General features: G+C 59.9%; 23 protein-coding genes and 1 other RNA gene. 12 read left to right on the top strand and 12 right to left on the bottom strand.

Features of this window, described 5'->3' with window-relative positions; genetic code table 11:
- Positions 1-3: 3 nt before the first annotated feature.
- The 4 genes from rsmH to rsmI form a co-directional block, all read right to left on the bottom strand.
- Positions 4-942, bottom strand: coding sequence for a 16S rRNA (cytosine(1402)-N(4))-methyltransferase RsmH (rsmH, locus tag LG30_RS0119300; protein ID WP_033132319.1), 939 nt, complete (start codon positions 940-942; stop codon positions 4-6).
- On the bottom strand, positions 943-1,401 hold the full coding sequence (gene mraZ / locus LG30_RS0119295; RefSeq protein WP_033132318.1) for a division/cell wall cluster transcriptional repressor MraZ: 459 nt from the start codon (positions 1,399-1,401) through the stop codon (positions 943-945). It abuts the gene before it with no gap.
- 445 nt (positions 1,402-1,846) lie between these two features.
- An RNA gene (rnpB, locus tag LG30_RS21195) (RNase P RNA component class A) lies at positions 1,847-2,232 on the bottom strand.
- 167 nt (positions 2,233-2,399) lie between these two features.
- Positions 2,400-3,233, bottom strand: a complete 834-nt coding sequence (rsmI, locus tag LG30_RS0119290) for a 16S rRNA (cytidine(1402)-2'-O)-methyltransferase (protein ID WP_033132317.1) — start codon at positions 3,231-3,233, stop codon at positions 2,400-2,402.
- A 199-nt stretch (positions 3,234-3,432) separates the two neighbouring features.
- Between rsmI and LG30_RS0119285 the strand changes: the two genes are divergently transcribed.
- The 4 genes from LG30_RS0119285 to dolP are packed head-to-tail and all read left to right on the top strand — an operon-like array spanning position 3,433 to position 6,719.
- Positions 3,433-5,223, top strand: coding sequence for a penicillin-binding protein activator (locus LG30_RS0119285; protein WP_033132316.1), 1,791 nt, complete (start codon positions 3,433-3,435; stop codon positions 5,221-5,223).
- A complete protein-coding gene (locus LG30_RS0119280) occupies positions 5,141-5,536 on the top strand; it encodes a YraN family protein (RefSeq protein WP_152599381.1) in 396 nt (131 codons plus the stop codon). Before LG30_RS0119285 ends, LG30_RS0119280 begins: the two co-directional genes overlap by 83 nt.
- A 9-nt stretch (positions 5,537-5,545) precedes the next feature.
- Positions 5,546-6,136 carry a D-sedoheptulose-7-phosphate isomerase gene (locus tag LG30_RS0119275; protein WP_033132315.1) on the top strand — a complete coding sequence of 197 codons (591 nt, stop codon included), beginning with the start codon at positions 5,546-5,548 and terminating at the stop codon, positions 6,134-6,136.
- A 4-nt stretch (positions 6,137-6,140) separates the two neighbouring features.
- Positions 6,141-6,719 carry a division/outer membrane stress-associated lipid-binding lipoprotein gene (gene dolP / locus LG30_RS0119270; RefSeq protein WP_033132314.1) on the top strand — a complete coding sequence of 193 codons (579 nt, stop codon included), beginning with the start codon at positions 6,141-6,143 and terminating at the stop codon, positions 6,717-6,719.
- Between the two features lie 47 nt (positions 6,720-6,766).
- Here dolP and LG30_RS0119265 read toward each other — a convergent pair whose 3' ends face one another.
- The 8 genes from LG30_RS0119265 to zapE form a co-directional block, all read right to left on the bottom strand.
- A complete protein-coding gene (locus LG30_RS0119265) occupies positions 6,767-7,192 on the bottom strand; it encodes a ClpXP protease specificity-enhancing factor (protein ID WP_033132313.1) in 426 nt (141 codons plus the stop codon).
- Complete coding sequence (gene sspA / locus LG30_RS0119260; RefSeq protein WP_033132312.1) at positions 7,189-7,818, bottom strand: stringent starvation protein SspA; 630 nt, start codon at positions 7,816-7,818, stop codon at positions 7,189-7,191. Before sspA ends, LG30_RS0119265 begins: the two co-directional genes overlap by 4 nt.
- An 87-nt stretch (positions 7,819-7,905) precedes the next feature.
- Entirely contained in the window at positions 7,906-8,640 is a 735-nt protein-coding gene (locus LG30_RS0119255; protein WP_033132311.1) for a cytochrome c1, read from the bottom strand.
- On the bottom strand, positions 8,637-9,854 hold the full coding sequence (locus LG30_RS0119250; RefSeq protein WP_033132310.1) for a cytochrome b: 1,218 nt from the start codon (positions 9,852-9,854) through the stop codon (positions 8,637-8,639). The genes LG30_RS0119255 and LG30_RS0119250 overlap by 4 nt, the downstream gene beginning before the upstream one ends.
- A gap of 2 nt (positions 9,855-9,856) precedes the next feature.
- A complete protein-coding gene (gene petA, locus LG30_RS0119245) occupies positions 9,857-10,447 on the bottom strand; it encodes a ubiquinol-cytochrome c reductase iron-sulfur subunit (RefSeq protein ID WP_033132309.1) in 591 nt (196 codons plus the stop codon).
- Positions 10,448-10,746: 299 nt separating this feature from the next.
- Complete coding sequence (gene rpsI / locus LG30_RS0119240; RefSeq protein ID WP_005891084.1) at positions 10,747-11,139, bottom strand: 30S ribosomal protein S9; 393 nt, start codon at positions 11,137-11,139, stop codon at positions 10,747-10,749.
- A 14-nt stretch (positions 11,140-11,153) separates the two neighbouring features.
- A complete protein-coding gene (gene rplM / locus LG30_RS0119235) occupies positions 11,154-11,582 on the bottom strand; it encodes a 50S ribosomal protein L13 (protein ID WP_033132308.1) in 429 nt (142 codons plus the stop codon).
- Between the two features lie 267 nt (positions 11,583-11,849).
- A complete protein-coding gene (gene zapE, locus LG30_RS0119230) occupies positions 11,850-12,944 on the bottom strand; it encodes a cell division protein ZapE (protein ID WP_033132307.1) in 1,095 nt (364 codons plus the stop codon).
- A gap of 140 nt (positions 12,945-13,084) precedes the next feature.
- Between zapE and LG30_RS0119225 the strand changes: the two genes are divergently transcribed.
- The 8 genes from LG30_RS0119225 to LG30_RS0119190 all read left to right on the top strand — a co-directional run bounded on the left by LG30_RS0119225 (position 13,085) and on the right by LG30_RS0119190 (position 18,968).
- Complete coding sequence (locus LG30_RS0119225) at positions 13,085-13,465, top strand: Z-ring associated ZapG family protein (RefSeq protein WP_033132306.1); 381 nt, start codon at positions 13,085-13,087, stop codon at positions 13,463-13,465.
- Between the two features lie 81 nt (positions 13,466-13,546).
- Positions 13,547-14,905 carry a Do family serine endopeptidase gene (locus LG30_RS0119220; protein WP_033132305.1) on the top strand — a complete coding sequence of 453 codons (1,359 nt, stop codon included), beginning with the start codon at positions 13,547-13,549 and terminating at the stop codon, positions 14,903-14,905.
- An 89-nt stretch (positions 14,906-14,994) separates the two neighbouring features.
- A complete protein-coding gene (gene degS / locus LG30_RS0119215) occupies positions 14,995-16,116 on the top strand; it encodes an outer membrane-stress sensor serine endopeptidase DegS (protein WP_033132304.1) in 1,122 nt (373 codons plus the stop codon).
- A gap of 334 nt (positions 16,117-16,450) precedes the next feature.
- The gene (locus LG30_RS0119210; protein ID WP_033132303.1) at positions 16,451-16,828 is read left to right on the top strand and encodes a PRD domain-containing protein; all 378 of its coding nucleotides are present in this window, start codon (positions 16,451-16,453) and stop codon (positions 16,826-16,828) included.
- Complete coding sequence (locus tag LG30_RS0119205) at positions 16,829-17,194, top strand: SFCGS family glycine-rich protein (protein ID WP_033132302.1); 366 nt, start codon at positions 16,829-16,831, stop codon at positions 17,192-17,194.
- Complete coding sequence (locus LG30_RS0119200; RefSeq protein WP_033132301.1) at positions 17,194-17,490, top strand: DUF4312 family protein; 297 nt, start codon at positions 17,194-17,196, stop codon at positions 17,488-17,490. The genes LG30_RS0119205 and LG30_RS0119200 overlap by 1 nt, the downstream gene beginning before the upstream one ends.
- Positions 17,491-17,529: 39 nt before the next feature.
- Positions 17,530-18,306 carry a DUF4311 domain-containing protein gene (locus tag LG30_RS0119195; RefSeq protein ID WP_033132300.1) on the top strand — a complete coding sequence of 259 codons (777 nt, stop codon included), beginning with the start codon at positions 17,530-17,532 and terminating at the stop codon, positions 18,304-18,306.
- 11 nt (positions 18,307-18,317) lie between these two features.
- Positions 18,318-18,968, top strand: coding sequence for a DUF4310 family protein (locus tag LG30_RS0119190; RefSeq protein WP_033132299.1), 651 nt, complete (start codon positions 18,318-18,320; stop codon positions 18,966-18,968).
- Positions 18,969-18,992 lie beyond the last annotated feature (24 nt).

Genomic DNA, 18,992 nt, shown 5'->3' with positions numbered 1-18,992 from the left:
GGCTCAATCCGCCAGACGCTGGGCGACCCGCAGCACCGAGCTGCGGGATCGACTGTTTTCGGTGACTTCATGCTCGGAAGGCTTGAGGGCCTTGCCGATCGATTTCAATTTGCGCCCGCCGGCCAGCTGCGCCTCGGTCAACGGGATGCCACGCGGCACCTCGGGGCCCTTCTCATGCTTGCGGATAAAGTGTTTGACCAGGCGGTCTTCCAGCGAGTGGAAGCTGATGACGGAAAGCCGTCCTTCGGGGGCCAGCGCCTGCAAGGCACCGTCCAACGCGGTTTCGATCTCGTCCAGCTCGCTGTTGATGTAGATGCGAATGGCCTGGAAGCTGCGGGTCGCGGCGTGCTTGCCCTTCTCCTTGCTCGGATTGACCCGGGCAATCATCTCCGCCAGCTGGCGGGTGCGCACATAGGGTTCGGTGACGCGGTCATGGACGATGGCGCGAGCGATTTTCTTGGCAAAACGCTCCTCGCCGAAGGTCTTCAGCACCCAGGCGATGTCATCCACATCGGCCTTGGCCAGCCACTGGGCGGCGCTCTGGCCGCTGGTCGGATCCATCCGCATGTCGAGGGGACCGTCCTTCATGAAACTAAAACCGCGCTCGGCATCGTCGAGCTGGGGGGAGGAAACCCCCAGATCCAACAGGAAGCCGTCGACTTTGCCGAGCAAGCCGCGCTCGCTCAGATAGGTGGTGATGCCGGAGAAGGGGCCGTGCACGATTTCGAAACGGGGATCCTGGATCTTGCCCGCTTCGGCGATGGCCTGGGGATCCCGATCGATGGCGATCAGCCGACCATGGGGGCCAAGCTGCTGGAGAATGAGACGAGAGTGACCACCCCGGCCAAAGGTACCGTCGACATAGATGCCGTCCGGCTTGATGTCCAGCCCTTCGACGGCTTCGTGCAACAGCACTGTGATGTGTTCAGCGGCTTGGGTCATTTATAGAGAAAAATCCTGTAGTCGTGGTGAGCTTGCCCAATCATCCTCAGGCAACCCCTGAATGTCGTCATTGATCTGTTGTTGCCAGCGGGCTTCATCCCACAGCTCAAACTTGTTGAGCTGGCCCACCAGCATGATTTTCTTGTCCAATCCGGCGTGGCTGCGCAGCGGCTGGCTGAGCAACAGGCGGCCATTGCCGTCCAGTTCACACTCCACGGCATTACCGAGCAACAGGCGCTGCAGGCGGCGCTCCGCCGGTTGGGTGCTGGAAAGCGTCTTGAGCTTGCGCTCTATCTCTTCCCATTCGTTCAGGGGATAAAGCAGCAGACAGGGGTGAGCGATGTCGATGGTGCAGACAAGCTGGCCGTCGCATTCGTCGCGCAGCCAATCTCGATATTTGGTCGGAATCGCCAATCGCCCTTTGCTGTCCAGGCTGATGGCGTGAGCGCCACGCAACAAATTGCAGTCCCCGAAGGTGAATTAAGGAGGGCAGACTGCCCCATAAAACCACTTTGATCCACTTTTCCCCACCTTGAAGTTTAAGGACGAGCTGAGGGCTTTTCAAGCAAGGATCTCGGGCATGGGGAACATATTGACGCAGCGCGGGGAGGCTACCGATTAAATGAGTTGATTTTCCACGAGTTATTTCTGATGACGGCTGTGCGTCTGCTTGAAATCAATTAAAAAATAAACAAGGTGGAAGTATCCTTGAATACTTTCAGACTCGTCAATACGACCGTTTATGGCGCCGAGGCTAGCGCAAACGGGCCCTAATCTCATGATCTTAAAGCAACCTGACTGCATCACAGACCCATTCAATCCAGATACCCCATGCTCACATGCAGCATATTTTCCCGGTAATAAAAAAGAGCCTCGCGATAAATCGCAAGGCTCTTCAGGAATAGGTCGGAGTCGGCCTGTAAGCCGGGTTCTGTTCCGGGTTGCCCCGGTAGCAATCATTCCTCTAGGCCAGCAATCGCTCACTGGCTCAAGCAACCTACCCGCCCCCAACGCGGGCCGCGCCAATAGGGGCCTATTTGGTCTTGCTTCGGGTGGAGTTTACCGTGCCACGAACTGTTGCCAGTCGCGCGGTGCGCTCTTACCGCACCCTTTCACCCTTACCTGATCCCTTGCGGGCCATCGGCGGTTTGCTCTCTGTTGCACTGGTCGTAGGCTCACGCCCCCCAGGCGTTACCTGGCACCCTGCCCTATGAAGCCCGGACTTTCCTCCCCTCCGCCCGTCTGTCCCGAGGGACACAACGACGAAGCAGCGATTGCCCAGCCGACTCCGGGCGCGGATTATAGCCTTGTCCGTCGCCCCGGGTAAACCGACAATTGCCGTTCACCTCCATTCAGGGTGATAACAGCCCCATTTCAACAGAGAGTATCGCTGATTTTTACACTCCAATCAGTGCATTTCACTGCCATCAAGACAATTTTCTGCGCTATTAGATCACTCAATGGTGCTCGAGACCATATTTATAGAGGGCATTCTTCTTCACGCCGTGGATTTCGGCGGTGAGGGCGGCGGCTTTCTTCAGCGGTAATTCGGCCGCCAGCAGCCCCAGGGTGCGGAGCGCCTCGGCAGGCAGCTCTTCATCCAGCTTGCTGGCGCCGGCCACCACCAGCACGATTTCGCCGCGACAGCGGTTATCGTCTTCGCCAAGCCAGGCCAGCATCTCGGAGGCGGGCAGACCGTGGATGGACTCAAAGGTCTTGGTCAGCTCGCGGCACACCACCACCTGACGCTCCCCCAAGATGCGCGCGATCGCCTCCACCGTATCCTGTACCCGGCGGGGAGATTCGTAGAACACCAGGGAACGGGTATCTTCGATGACGGCTTGCAGCCGGTCGTCACGGCCCTTGGCTTTGGCTGGCAAGAATCCCTCGAAGGCGAAGCGGTCGGTGGGCAGGCCAGCGGCAGAGAGCGCTGTGATGGCGGCACAAGGGCCCGGCAGCGGCACCACCTTGACCCCGGCCTCGCGACAGCGGGTGACCAAGTGATAACCGGGGTCGCTGATGAGCGGGGTGCCCGCATCGGACACCAGGGCCACGCTCTTGCCTTCCTTGATCCGGCCGATCAGCACATCGGCCTTCTGCTGCTCGTTATGATCGTGCAGGGCGAAGGTCGGCACCGAGATCTGGTAGTGGCTGAGCAGGATACCGGTATGACGCGTATCCTCGGCAGCCACCAAATCGACGCTGCGTAAAATGTTCAATGCACGCTGGGTGATATCCGCCAAATTACCGATGGGAGTGGGGACTATATACAGGGTTGGGATGTCACTCATGGGATCTCCGAGTGTCCCGACAATTGTGTCGCCATATTGGCCCGTTTACACTATGGGGAACTTCAACACTGGTCGGGGAATGAACTTGAACCGGGTTACAAAGCAGCTAAGTGTATCACGACTCTTCGGCATCCTACTCGCGGCGGTTCTGCTCGTCGCCTGTGCGTCGGAGCCTAATCCATCTTCCGGGCAGCCTGGCATGCCGTCGGCGTTCTCGGATCTGACCAAGAATGCCCAATGGTATCTGGAGCAGGTCGACCCTGCCAAACCGGCCGAGGCCTTCACCTGGCAGGTGATGGCGGCGCGCAGCTACCTGGCGCTCGGTCAGGCCAAACCGGCTGCCGCCCTGTACCAGCAACTGCAGAAGCAGGCCCAGAGCCCGGAGCAGAAGGCGCAGTTGCAACTGTTGCAGGCGCATCTGTTGCTGGCCCAGGGCAATGCCAATCAGGCGCTGATCCTGCTGGAAGGCAAACCCGAGGTGGCCCTCGATGCCGACACCCAGAAGGACTGGTATCGCCAGCGGGTGGTGCTGCAGCTGGACATCAACAACAAGTTTGGTGCAGCCAAGTCGCTGATCTTGCTGGAGCCCTATCTGGCCCAGAATGAGCTGGCGACCAACCACCAGCAGATCTGGTCCCTGCTGAAAAGCATGACCCCCTCCACCCTGCAGGCGCTGGAAGAGGCACCGGCCCCCGACGTGACCACCGGCTGGCTGCGGCTGGCGGCACTGGTGAACGAGTTCGGGGCCCAGCCCAGTCAGCTCGCCCGCCAGCTGGCGGGCTGGAAGCAGGCATTCCCGAACCACCCGGCCCAGACCGACATGCCAGCTGGCCTCGGCGATCTGGCCGCGACGGACGCAGGTGCGCTGCAGCAGATCGCCGTCTTCCTGCCTCTTTCCGGTAATCTGGAGGCCCAGGGGGCGGCCATTCGCAACGGTATGCTGATGTCCTACAAGGAGAATCAGGGCCAATTCACCCTGAACTTCTATGACACTCAGAGCAAGGCGATGGCGGATCTCTACAAGCAGGCGATCCAGGAGGGGGCCAACATGATCATCGGCCCGCTGCTCAAGGACAGGGTCGAGGAGCTGCTCAAGTCCAACCCCGCCGTACCGGTGCTGGCCCTCAACGAGCTGGACAAGCCCATCGTCAACGACAGCACCTACTACTTCTCCCTCTCCGCCGCCGCCGATGCGAGCCAGGCCGCCCAGTACCTCTATGGTCAGGGCTATCGCAAGCCACTGCTGATCGCGGCACAAGGCCGGATTGGTTACAGCAGCATCAAGGCGTTCGAACAGGCCTGGGCCGGCGTCAGCCAGGAGAAACCCGTGGTCGCCACCTTCGGTGCGCGCAACGAGGTGCAAGGCATGGTCAAGAACGCCCTGAGCGGGCGCTCCACCGCCCGGGCCGGGGAGATAGTGCAGCTCTCTGATGCGGCACCGCGCAGCATAGATGCCGTCTATGTGGTAGCCAACAGCCTGGAGACCAGGATGATCAAGCCCTACGTGGACATCTCGGTCAATCCCATGGGCAGCCTGCCCATCTACAGCAGCTCGCGAGGTTATGACAGCGGAGCGACCGAGGCGGCCTCCGAGCTCAACGGCATGCATATCGCCGACATGCCGCTGCTGCTGGGCGGCTACGAGAAAGAGCGGGAGCAGATAGCGCTGCTCTGGCCACAGACCCAGGGTGACCTGCTGCGTCTGTTTGCCCTCGGTTACGATGCGGTCAGCCTGGCCGGCAATCTGCAGCAGATGCGCAAGGTCAACGCCATGCAGCAACCAGGCATGAGCGGCCAGCTGAGCGTAGATCCCAATGGCAACATAGTGCGTGTGCTGGATTGGGCCGTCTATCAGGATGGCAAGCTGGTCAGCGATAGCGCCCTGCCCCAGCCCGAGAACAGCTCCCATGAAGAAGCTACTGACCAGACTGCACCAGCAGTGGTTGAACCTGTTGCCATCGGCAACGGTGAGCAAGGGACAGCGCTTTGAGCAAGTAGCTGAACGCTGGTTGCAGGCCCGGGGCCTGCAGCCCGTGCTTCGCAATTACCGTTGCCGAGGAGGCGAAATCGATCTCGTCATGCGCCAGGGGGATACCCTGGTGTTTGTCGAGGTCAGATATCGTGCTCACACCAGCCATGGTGGGGCCGCCGCCTCGGTCACCCGACGCAAACAGCACAAGATCGTGCTGGCCGCCCGCCACTATTTCAAGCAACATGCCATCAACGAGGCCAGCCAGGCCTGCCGATTCGATGTGATCGCGTTCGAGGGCGACCAGCCAGACTGGATCCAGAACGCTTTTTAAGAGGACCCCATGACTGATCCCATCAAAGAGAATTACACCGAAAGCATCCAGACCAAGATAGCCGCCGCCGAGGCGCTGCCGGAGGCCATCCACACCGCGGCCCAGATGCTGACCATCTGCCTGCTCAATGGCCACAAGGTGATGGCCTGCGGCAATGGCCCTTCCTCGGCACTGGCTCAGCTGTTCATTTCCGAACTGGTGAACTGCTACGAGACGCCACGCCCCTCCCTGCCGGGTCTGGCACTCACCCCCGATATGGCGACCATCAGCGCCATCGCCACCGATCACGGCTTCGAAGAGGTCTATTCCAAACAGATCCGGGCCCTGGGCCAGCCTGGCGACATCCTGGTGGTCATCACCACCACGGGCAACAGCCGCAGCCTGATCAAGGCCGCCGAGGCGGCGCTCTCCCGCGACATGACCATCATCGTGCTCGGCGGTGGCGATGGCGGCGAGATCGCCGGCCTGCTCGGCCCCAATGATGTGGAAGTCAGGGTGCCGTCGGCCCGTCGCCCTCGCATTCTGGAGGTGAACCTGTTGACCCTGCACTGCCTCTGTGATCTCATCGACCAGACACTTTTCCCGCAACAGGAAGATTGAAACCATGAACAAGCATATTCTCGTACTTGGCCTGCTCGCCGGTTCCCTGCTGCTGCAAGGCTGCGCCGCCGTGGTGGTCGGTGGAGCAGCCGGTACCGCCAAGGCGACCGGCGATCGCCGCACCCTGGGCGCCCAATGGGACGATCAGGCCATCGAACTGAAGGCGGCCAATCTGCTGGCAGACAACAAGCAGTTGAATGCGGCCAGCAAGATCAGTGTCTACAGCAACAACGGCCGCGTCTTGTTAGTCGGTCAGACGCCGTCCGACGCTTACAAGCAGGAGGCGGGCAAGATCGTGGGCCGTATCGAAGGGGTGCGTCATGTCTACAATGAGCTGCGTCTGGGCAAGCCAGTGAGCATAGGCGTGCGCAGCAACGACTCCTGGATCACCTCCAAGGTGCGGGCCGACATGCTGGGCACCAAGGATTTTGACAGCACCAAGGTCAAGGTCGTGACCGAGAATGGCGAGGTCTTCCTCATCGGTCTGGTCACTCGCAAGGAAGGGGATCAGGCCGTCGAGATCGCCCGCCACGTCAGCGGTGTGAAGCAGGTGATCAAGGCCTTCGAGTTTGCCCAAAACTAAAGGGGCAAGGGTGAGATGAAAAAACGCAGCCAATTGGCTGCGTTTTTTTATTTGATGACTTTCAGGGTCGGGCGACCGCTCGGACGCGGCGGCTCAGGCTCCGGCTCGGCGGGCGCCTCGGCCTGCTCCAGCCAGAGATCGTAACCCGGCTCGGGCGGGAACAGAGTGCCCACGCCATTCTCCCGGGCATGGATGGCCAGGATGGCCGCCATGGGGATATAGACCTGCTGCGACACACCGCCGAAACGGGCGCTGAAACTGACGGCTTCATTGTCCATGTGGAACTGGCCTACGGCCCGCGGCGCTATGTTCAGGACGATCTGACCATCCTGTACAAACTGCATCGGCACCATCACATGGGGGATATTGGCGTTGACCACCAGATGGGGGGTCAGCTCGTTATCCAGCAGCCAGTCGAAGAACGCCCGCAACAGATACGGGCGACTGGGTGTCATGGTCGGTTCAGTGCTCATACGCTGGCACGGATCTCGCGCTCGGCTTCGGTCAGGGAAGCCTGGAAGGATTCGCGCTCGAACAGACGTACCATGTAGGCCTTCAGCTCCTTGGCACCACGACCGGTGAAGTCGATGCCGAGGCTCGGCAGACGCCACAGCAGCGGAGCCATGTAGCAGTCGACCAGACCGAACTCTTCGCTCATGAAGTAGGGCATTTCGCCGAAGATCGGCGCAATGGCCAGCAGGTTGTCACGCAGCTCGGCACGAGCGGCCTCGACGTCGGTGCCCGCCATGATCTTGTCGGCCAGGGAGTACCAGTCAAGCTCGATGCGGTGCATCATCAGACGGCTGTTGCCGCGCGCCACCGGATAGACCGGCATCAGGGGCGGATGCGGGAAGCGCTCGTCCAGATACTCCATGATGATGCGCGAGGTGTACAACGCCAGCTCACGATCCACCAGGGTCGGCACAGTGTTGTACGGGTTCAGCTCGGCCAGCTCGTCCGGCAGGTTGCTCGGATCAACCTGGCAGATATCTACGCTAACACCCTTCTCCGCCAGGACAATACGCACCTGATGGCTGAACATATCGTTGGCACCGGAAAACAGCGTCATTACCGAACGCTTATTGGCAGCTACAGCCATTGAACCCTCCCGTCATTAAAAAGCAGAAACGGCAATGAAGCATTTCGAACCTCATTGCCGTGCGTCATATTACCCTGATCCGGTCGCTTAGTGAACGTCGCGCCAGAATTCCTTCTTCAACAGCACAGTGAAGATGAAGAAGATAACGATGAATCCGAGTACCCAGAAGCCCATGCGTTCGCGCTCCTGCTGTACCGGCTCAGCTGAGTAGACCAAGAAGTTTACCAGATCCAGTACCGTCTGATCATACTCTTCGTTGTTCATTTCACCGTTGCCGTCAGATTTGATGCCGACGACCTGCTGTACCGACTGCCCATCGACCTCATGAGTCCCGAATTCGGCGCGGGGGGTTCCCTGCAACGGCTCCAGCACGTGAGGCATGCCCACGGACGGGAACACCGCATTGTTCACCCCGAACGGACGGGTCTCATCCACGTAGAAAGAGCGCAGGTAGGTGTAGATCCAGTTCGCGCCACGCACCCGGGCGACCAGGGTCAAGTCCGGCGGCGGTGCACCGAACCAGCGCGCCGCATCTTTTTCCGACATGGCACTCTTCATCAGATCGCCGATCTTGGCGCCGGTGAAGACCAAGTTTTCCCGCATCAGCTCTTCCGGGATGCCGAGATCGGTGGCAACCCGGTTGTAGCGCTGATACTGGGTGGAGTGGCAACCCGCACAGTAGTTCATGAAGGTGGTGGCGCCACGCTGCAAGGAGACCTTGTCGTTCAGATCGTACTCCGCCTTGTCGAGCGGGTAAGCACTGCCGGAGGCGAAGGCCAGACTGGGCAACAGGGCCAGCACTGCAAAAATTATTCTTTTCATTTGAATGTCACCCTCTCCGGCAGCGGCTTGGTGTTTTCATTCTTGCTGTAGAAGAACAACAGGACGAAGAACCCGAAATACCCCAGTGAACAGATCTGTGCGATCAGGGTCAGCGTCGGGGTCGATGGCAACACGCCCAGCACACCCAGGATGACGAAGCAGACCACGAACTGGGCGATGTTCAGCTTGTGCAGGGTGCTGCGGTAGCGCACGGAGCGCACCTTGCAGCGATCCAGCCAGGGCAACAGGAACAGCACTACGATGGAGAGACCCATCATGATGACCCCCAGCAGCTTGTCAGGCACCGCCCGCAAGATGGCGTAGAAGGGGGTGAAGTACCAGACCGGGGCTATGTGCTCCGGGGTCTTCAGACCGTTCGCCACTTCAAAGTTCGGTTTCTCGAGGAAGTAACCCCACATGTCCGGCTTGAAGAAGATGATGGCGCAGAACAGGAACAGGAAGCCCGCCACCCCGATCATGTCCTTGACCGTGAAGTAAGGGTGGAACGCCACCGCATCCAGCGGCCAGCCCTTCTCATCCTTGTGCTTCTTGATATCGATGCCGTCCGGGTTGTTGGAACCCACCTCGTGCAGCGCCAGGATGTGCATGGCCACCAGCATCACCAGCACCAGCGGCAAGGCGATGACATGCAGCGCGAAGAAGCGGTTCAGGGTAGCGCCCGAGATGACGTAGTCCCCCCGGATCCACAGGGTCAGATCGTCACCTATGACCGGGATGGCGCCAAACAGCGAGATGATGACCTGAGCACCCCAGAACGACATCTGTCCCCAGGGCAGCAGGTAGCCCATGAAGGCTTCCGCCATCAGCACCAGGAAGATCAGCATGCCGAAGATCCACAGCAACTCCCGCGGCTTCTGGTAGGAGCCGTAGATCATGCCGCGGAACATGTGCAGATAGACCACGACGAAGAAGGCGGAGGCACCGGTAGAGTGCATGTAGCGCAGCAGCCAGCCGTAATCCACATCCCGCATGATGTATTCCACGGAGGCAAAGGCACCTTCCGCCGACGGGTTGTAGTTCATGGTCAACCAGATGCCGGTGATGATCTGGTTGACCAGCACCAACATGGCAAGGGAGCCGAAAAAGTACCAGAAGTTCAGGTTCTTGGGGGCTGGGTACTTGGCCATGTGGTCGTTATACATGGCAGTGAGCGGGAAACGATCGTCAATCCAGCCCATGAGTTTGACAAACATGGTCAGGCCTCCTTGCCATCGGCACCCACCAGGATGGTGGTGTCGCTAAGAAATTGATATGGCGGAATGACCAGGTTCAGCGGCGCAGGTACGCCCTGGAACACTCGGCCAGCCATGTCGAACTTGGAGCCATGGCACGGGCAGAAGAAGCCGGAGGCCACTCCCTGTACCTGCTCACCGAAGCTGTCCGGCAGATAAGAAGGGGAACACCCCAGATGTGTACAGATACCGACGGCGACGAAGATCTCCGGCTTGATGGATCTGTAACCGTTATGGGCATAATCCGGCTGCTGTGGCTCATCGGAGGCAGGATCGCGCAGCTTGTCATCGTGCGTTGCCAGGGCATCCAGTGTCTGCTTGGTTCGTTTCACCACCCAGACCGGCTTGCCGCGCCACTCGACGCGAATGAGCTGACCCGGCTCCAACTTGCTGATGTCCACTTCGACCGGAGCCCCCGCCGCTTTGGCTTTGGCACTCGGGTTCCATGACTTTATAAACGGCACTGCGGTAAAAGCAGCTCCTACTCCGCCAACGGCAACCGTTGACCAGGTAAGAAATCTGCGGCGACCGGTATCAACTGGCGCATTGCTCATCCAAAAACTCTCCCATGTGGACTCCGCTCATTCTTATAGTGTCCCCGTTTCCTATCTCCTCTCCCCATGACAACTGCAGCGGAAGCGGAGTGGCAATTGACACAGAAAGACCATGGAAATTTTAAAGAAAAGATAACAATTTGACAAGAAAGAGAAGCGAGGGGCAAAAACAATAAATACACAAATTTTTGTCTTTTGTGACGCATGGTTAGCATTGGAGTATGTAATGTTACCAATAAAAAAAGCCTGGCAGTTGCCAGGCTTTTTTGACACTCGTGAGAGTGCGTACCAAAAGCGAATTAACGCTTGGAGTACTGCGGACGCTTACGTGCTTTGTGCAGACCGACTTTCTTACGCTCAACCTTACGGGCATCGCGAGTAACAAAGCCAGCTTTACGCAGCTCGCCACGCAGGGTCTCGTCGTACTGCATCAGAGCACGAGTGATACCGTGACGGATCGCACCAGCTTGACCGGAGATGCCGCCACCGTTAACGGTGATGTACAGATCCAGTTTCTCGGTCATCTCAACCAGTTCCAGCGGCTGACGAACTACCATGCGGGCAGTCGGACGGCCGAAGTATTGCTCCAGGGAGCGCTGGTTGATTACGATTTTACCGCTACCCGCTTTGATAAAGACGCGAGCAGTGGAGCTTTTGCGACGGCCGGTACCGTAGTATTGATTTTCTGCCATGTTGCCAGTTCCCGTTAGATATCCAGTACTTGAGGTTGCTGAGCAGCATGAGCGTGCTCTGCGCCTGCGTAAACTTTCAGCTTACGGAACATGGCACGGCCCAGCGGACCCTTCGGCAGCATGCCCTTGACGGCAGCTTCGATTACCATTTCCGGCTTACGCTGAATCAGCTTGTCAAAGCTGATGGACTTGATACCACCCGGGAAACCGGAGTGAGAATGGTACATTTTGTCGGTAAATTTCTTACCGGTTACGTGTACCTTCTCAGCGTTTACAACGATGATGTAATCACCGGTGTCAACGTGCGGAGTGTATTCAGCTTTGTGCTTACCACGCAGACGAGCAGCGATCTCGGTTGCGATACGACCCAGAGTTTTACCTTCTGCGTCCACAATGTACCAGTCACGTTTTACGGTTTCTGGCTTGGCAACGAAAGTTTTCATTAAGTTAAACCCAATTACCTGTTACAGACCCAATTGCTTATGGGGGCTCTCCCACAAACAACAAACGATGGCCTACCTGTACCCCTTCGAATACAAGTAAAGCTTAAAGTGTTGCTGTCTTATCGACAGCTGTAACGTGGGCCGGGCGATTATAAGTGAAGTTGCCTTAAATATCACCTGCTAATTTCACTGCCATGAAGCTAGCAAATGTCGCCCGGCCCTACCTGCCGCAGATGCCCATCCGACTGGCAGGCTCGGGTATTGTGACTAAGGAAGGTGCACTCTGGCAAGGTATTCGTGCGATTGCATCTCCTGAAGCCGCGAAAGACAGCGCTTGAATTCGAAATTCAGCAGACCCTCCCCATAGAGCTCATTCATGGGCACCGCCGCCGACAGTATGAGTTTGACGTGTCGCTCGTAGAACTCGTCCACCATGGCGATGAAGCGGCGAGCGGCGTCGTCCGTCCCCCTCCCCATCGGCTGCACATTGGCCAGCAGAACGGTGTGAAACTCCCGGGCCAGCTCGATATAGTCGCTTTGCGATCGCGGGGTACAACAGAGTTGCTCGAACTCCATATAAAGCACCCCCTCTCCCATCCCCAGCACACTGAGCTGGCGATGATTGACCTCCAGCATGGCGGCATCGAGCCGCGCCGATCCGCTCAGTTGCCCGAAATAGCGATCGAGATTGCACCTGGCCTGCTCGTCCAGCGGGAAGTGGTAGATCTCCGCCTGCTCCAGGGTGCGCAGCCGGTAGTCAACGCCCCCATCGACATTGAGCACCTCGCAATGACGCTCGATCAATGCGATGGCGGGCAGGAAGCGAGCCCGTTGCAGGCCGTTGCGATAGAGATCCTTGGGCGGAATGTTGGAGGTCGCCACCAGCACCACGCCGTGGCCGAACAGTTCCTGGAACAGGGTGCCCAGCAACATGGCGTCGGTGATATCGGAGACGAAAAATTCGTCGAAACAGATGACATCGGTCTCGCCGGCCAGCTTGCTGGCGATGAGCTTGAGCGGGTCGGCCTGACCGGTCAGCGCCTGAAGCTCTGCGTGGATCCGGTGCATGAAGCGGTGGAAATGAATGCGCAATTTCCGCTCACCCGGCAGACTCTCGAAAAAAGTATCCATCAGCCAGGTCTTGCCTCTGCCCACTCCGCCCCACATATAAAGCCCGAGGACGGGATCGGCAGGCTTGGGCTTTTGCAACCAGCCGAGCAAGCCGCGGGATCTGGTCGGAGTCGGGTTGGCGCACAAATCCTGATAGAGTCTCTCTAGGCGGGCCACTGCCATCGCCTGAGCCGGGTCGGCCAAAAAGCCGGGACGCTGCAAATCCTGCTGATATTTTTGCTGCGGGGTCATCCTGTAAACCGCCTCCAAGTCCCTGAATGAAGGACAAAATAGTATCACGCTCTCGGGGTGCACGGTATAGTGCCCACGAGGCATTGCGGCCAACAGGGCCGTCTCAACACTCATCGAATTAGCTGTAACAAGGAGCATCTATGACTCTGTTAAACGGGATCCTGCTGGCGGTAGCCGCCCTGATCATCGGCGTTCTGGTCGGTCGTTTCACGGTCCGCAGCCGGGATGCCGGGCGCCTGGAACAGGAGCTGAAGAAGGCCCACAAGGAACTGGAAAGCTATCAGGGCCAGATCACCACTCACTTTGCCGACAGCGCCGCCCTGATGGAGCAGCTGGCCGATCAATATCAGACCCTGTATCGCCACATGGCCGAGCAGAGCAAGTTCCTGGCCAAGGTACAGGAGCCGCTGTTCCGCGAACCTCAGCCTGACGAGGTCAATGACGCCTCCGCCAGCGAGGAACCGGGCCTGCCGCCGCGCGACTACGCGGGTGCTTCCGGGCTTCTCAAGCAACCCAGCTAGTCCCTAGTGGAACTAATTACGCCTTATCGTGGTCAGACCTTGACGATTGCAATGCAACTTTTTCTGGGAGCTGTTTCTCATATGCGTAAATCTCTTTCTGTATTCAGTGTCTTAGCCCTCAGTGTCGGTATCGCCCTGTCTGCGGCGCCAGCGCAAGCTGCCCTGCCCCTGCTGGGGAACACCCAGGAGATGCCGAGCCTGGCCCCTGTCCTCGAGCAGGTCACCCCTGCCGTGGTCAACATCTCAGTCTCTGGCAAGAAGATCACTCGCCAGCGTCTGCCGGAACAATTCCGCTTCTTCTTCGGCCCCAACATGCCTGACGAGCAGGTGAGCGAGCAGCCCTTCCAGGCGCTGGGCTCCGGCGTCATCATCGATGCCAAGAAGGGCTATGTGATCACCAACGCCCACGTGGTCCACGAGGCGGACGAGATCAAGGTCAATCTGAAGGACGGTCGTGAATACGCCGCCAAGAAGATCGGCGAAGACAAGCAGTCCGATATCGCCCTGCTGCAGATCAAGGCCGAGGACCTGGTGCAAATCAAGTTCGCCGACTCCGACGATCTGAGAGTCGGTGACTACGCCCTTGCCATCGGCAACCCCTTCGGTCTGGGTCAAACCGTGACCTCGGGTATCGTCAGTGCCCTGGGCCGCAGCGGCCTCAACATCGAGAACCTGGAGAACTTCATCCAGACCGATGCGGCCATCAACTCCGGCAACTCCGGCGGCGCCCTGCTCAACCTGCGCGGCGAGCTGATCGGCATCAACACCGCCATCCTGGGCCCGAACGGTGGCAACATCGGCATCGGCTTCGCCATTCCGTCCAATATGGTGCGGGATCTGTCCGACCAGATCGTCAAGTACGGCGAAGTTCGCCGTGGCCAGTTGGGGATCACCGGTACCGAGCTGACCACCGACATCGCCAAGTCCTTCGGCTACAACAAGAAGGACGGCGCCTTCGTCAACCAGGTCATGCCTGATTCCGCCGCCGACAAGGCCGGCATCAAGGCGGGCGACATCATCATCAGCATCGATGGCAAGCCCATCCGCTCGTTCGGTGAGCTGCGCGCCAAGATTGCGACCATGGGTGCCGACAAGCAAGTTGCGCTCGGCCTGATCCGCGATGGCAAGGAGCAAACCGTCAAGGTCACCCTGAAGAAGGCCGATGACAGCGAGATCCTCGCCAGCGCCCTGCATCCGGCACTGGAAGGGGCCAAGCTCAGCACCACCACAGAGCCGGTGACCGGCGTGGCCGTCTCCGATATCGATCCGCGCTCCCCTGCTGCCGCCTCCGGTCTGCAGAAGGGCGACATCATCATCGGGGTCAACCGCCTGCGCATCAACTCCCTGGGAGAGCTGACCAAGGCATTGAAAGACAAGCCGGAAGTCCTGGCGCTGAACATCCAACGTGGCGACTCCTCGCTCTATTTGGTGATACGTTAAGTCCCTCACACCCGCGGCAACCGCCGCGGGTGATTTTTATCCACCGATAATGTTATTCTCTGCGCGCAGCATGTACGGATGAGAATGACATGAAAATCCCACCTTTGATCAGTTACTTGGGCAAGTCTGTCGGCTTCGGCCTCACCGTCGCCGCGCTCCTGTTGCTGCTGTTCCCCAATTTCAGGGGTGGCGCGCCCCTGCCGGGTCTCATCACCAATGCCCGTGAGCTGAGTTTCTCCTATGCCGCCCATCGCGCCGGCCCGGCCGTCGTCAACATCTACACCCGCAGTTTCGCCGGCAATCGCGGCGAAAAGGCCGAACTCAGGCCGCAAGGGCTGGGCTCAGGTGTCATCATGAACCAACGCGGCCACGTGCTGACCAACTACCACGTCATCGCCGACGCGGACCAGATCATAGTCGCACTGCAAGATGGCCGGGTCTTCAGCGCCGAGCTGGTCGGCACCGACAAGCTGACCGATCTGGCAGTGCTCTACATCGAATCCGATAACCTGCCGGTGATCCCGCAAGATCCTGAGCGGCTGCCGGACGTGGGGGACGTGGTGCTCGCCATCGGCAACCCCTACAACGTCGGCCAGACCATCACCCAGGGCATCATCAGCGCCACCGGTCGCATCGGCCTCTCCAGCATGGGGCCGGACAGCAACGGCCGGCAGGATCTGCTGCAGACCGATGCCGCCATCAACGAGGGCAACTCGGGCGGCGCCCTGGTCAACGGCCGCGGCGATCTGGTGGGCATCAACACCGCCGCCTATCACCTCAACGGCAATCAGGAGAGCTACGGCATCAGCTTCGCCATCCCCTACAAGCTGGCCAAACGCATCATGGACGAGCTGATCGCCAATGGCCGAGTCATTCGCGGCTACCTCGGCATCTCCAGCGTCGAGATCAACCCCATAGTCGCGCGCATGATGAATCTGGGCGATCTGCAGGGCCTGGTAGTGGAGAGCCTGGATCCCGACGGGCCAGCCAGCAAGGCAGGCCTCAAGCGCGGGGATGTGCTGCTCAAGGTCAACGGTGAGGCCATCAGCGGCGTGCGCTCCGTCATGGACAAGATCGTCGAGAGCCGTCCCGGCACCAAGCTGACCATCTCGGTGATCCGCAACGGCAAGCCACTGGAGGTGGAGGTCGTCATCGAGGAAGACGTGCGCTACCAGAACCTGCCGAGCACCAGCGCCGCCTCCGCCAGCTGAGGCTAGGCTAGACTCGACCACCACAAGGGGCGCATTGGCGCCCCTTGTCACTCCTCCCTCCCCGGTTCCCCCCATGAGTTCTCCCGTACTCCGTGAGATGACTCACAGTTTCCACCAACGACCCCACCCAGGTCACCGCCGCGAAAGTGCGGGTCCGATCACATAGAGTCGGCTCCGATAGCCCCCCTTTGCTCCCCTGGCACACAGAAAGGGCCCCTTTCGAGGAGTCCCGACCTGGGATTTCCATTTCGAATCGGAAAAACACTGCCTCCTCTGCGTTTCCCCCCGGGCTTAGGGTAAGGCTATTCCTTCTGCCAGCCTTGGAGAGCAGACATTGACTACCGACACCCATGACACCGCCCTGACCCCGGACAGTCCGCAGTTGCTGCGCAAGACCGAGCTGGTCCTGGCCCGCATCCACAGCCTGCTCGGCGAGCAAGGCATCATCCCCAACGAGGTGCAGAAGCAGATGCTCGCCTCCCACGTCAAAGCCATGGTGTGGCGCTCCCACAGCGGTGAATCCCTGCCGGAGGTCGACCTCAGCCTGTTCGAGGAGATCTCCCCCCTTTCCCTGCGACTGGCCGAACAGGTCGTCGCCTGGCTGGACAGGCTGGCCCATGAAGAGGCGCACCTCTTGTCCGTCCATTTCGAAGTTGCCAAAGAAAATGAACTCAGCTCAGCTGCTCGACCAGTAACCACAGGAGATAACTAAATGTCAGCCATCAAACTCGTGATTGGAGATCGTCTCGGCAAGGGTCAGAAAGTGGGCGCAGGGGCGGAAGCCGCCGGTGCCAGCGTGACCGTCATCCCCGGCATGGCCGCGGACATGAAGCTCGGTGATGTGATGAACAAGGAGCAGGCGGATCTCGGCATCTCCTTCTGCGGCAGCGGCGGCGCCGGCGCCATCACCGCCCAGACCAAGTACGGCTACAAATGCCGCTACGGCATGCGCTCCGTCGAGGAGGGCGTCACCGCCATCAATGACGGCTGCGTGGTGCTCGGCTTCGGCTTCATGGACAAGGAAGAGCTGGGCCAGAAGCTGATCGAAGCCTTCGCCAAGAAACACGGTCGCGCCTGATGAAAGAGGACTTCACCACCCAGGTCATCGTCAACGGCAAGGGGACGACCCGCCAGCAGGCGTTCGCTTCCGCCCTCAGCCAGGTGCAGCACAGCCTGCTCAAGGACAACCCGCGGGTGATGCTGCGGATCGAGCCGGTCGAGGTACGGGTGCTCAAGGCCGAGGAGTCGGTCCGGGTGGAGAAGTTCCTGTTCTTCTTCCTGCCACGCCAGCGCCGCGAGTTCCGCGTCCAGCTGGAGATCACGGTCAAGGTCAGCAGCCTGGACGCCGACAAGGTGACGTTCACCCTGGTGTGATGCCTCGACGGGCACAACCCCACAAAAAGGACATGTTGGATGTTTCTAATCATTCTTTTCAAATCATTGATCATCGGCGGCCTGGTGGGCGTCGGGGTGGGAGCCGGCGCGGCGCGGATGTTCCACGCCCCGACCGTGCAGGGTATGGGCGCTTTCCGAACCCTGGGTGAGCTCAACTCCTGCGAAGGGGATCCCGCCTCCCACTTCTCCTTCGGCCTCGGCTTCTTCTTCAACGCCTGGGCCTCCACAGTGGCGGCCGGTGCCTTCACCCAGGACGTGGATCACCGCATCATCCCGCACTGGGCCACGGCCGCGCTGCTGGTCAAGAACCGGGATCTCGCCACCACCTTGCACGATCCCAAGAAGATGGCCATCGCCGGCGGCATCATTGGTGCCATCGTCGTCGCCTTCCTCAACAGCACCGCCGCCGCTGTTCCCGAGGCCCTGCAGGTCACCGCCGTCAAGGTACTGGTGCCGGCCGCCAACCTGCTGGTCAACACCGTCATGCCGGTGATCTTCTGGCTGGCCGCCATCGAGGCGGGCAAGAAGTCCGGCTTCTGGGCCACCATCTTCGGCGGTCTGGCGCAGCTCATCATGGGCAACGCCGTGCCGGGTCTGGTGCTCGGCATCCTGATCGGCAAAGGGGTGGAAGAGAGCGGCTGGAACCATGTCACTCGCGTGATGATGGGCGCCATCGTGCTGCTGTTCGTGCTGAGCGGATTCTTCCGCGGCTTCGATATGAAACTGATTGAATCCTTCCACATGGGCATCCCCCTGTGGCTGGAGAACGTCCATAACCTGCTTAGCGGCAAATAAGGGGCCACCACATGGATGAGAAACTGAGAAACAACTTCTGGTATGCCGACTGGTCCTTCCCCATCTTCGTCGGCCTGCTCTCGGCCGGCGTCTTCGCCGGGACCCATATGTTCTACCTGTATGGAGTCGGAGCCTTCAACGAGGTGGCCTTCGTCTCCATGCTGAAAGCCGGGATGGACACCGGCGCCTATGGCGCGGTCGCGGCCTTCGGGGCCAGCTTCCTGTTCGCCCGCATCATCGAGGGCTCCCTGGTGGGGATCCTGGATATCGGCGGCGCCATTCAGACCGGGGTCGGACTGGGCGTCCCCGCCCTGTTGCTGGGAGCCGGCATCGTCTACCCGATAGAGAACTTCGGTGCCTCCCTGGTGACCGGCATGGCAATCGGGGTCGCCATCGGCGGCATCATCATCCTGGCGCGCAAGTTCACCATCAACCAGAGCAACTCCACCTACGGGGCGGATGTGATGATGGGCGCGGGCAACAGCTCGGGGCGCTTCCTCGGCCCCCTGATCATCCTCTCCGCCATGGGCGCCTCCATCCCCATCGGGCTGGGCTCTCTGCTGGGTGCGCTGCTGTTCTACGTGTGGGGCAAGCCCATCACCGGCGGCGCCATCCTGGGTGCCATGCTGCTCGGGACCTTCTTCCCGATCGCCCTGGTCTAAGCACAGGCCGCCCTTGGGGGCGGC

The sequence above is a fragment of the Aeromonas aquatica genome (assembly GCF_000764655.1).
Classification (GTDB): domain Bacteria; phylum Pseudomonadota; class Gammaproteobacteria; order Enterobacterales; family Aeromonadaceae; genus Aeromonas; species Aeromonas aquatica.
The sequence above is the reverse complement of the archived record's forward strand: the minus strand, read 5'-3'. Positions and strand labels throughout refer to the sequence as shown.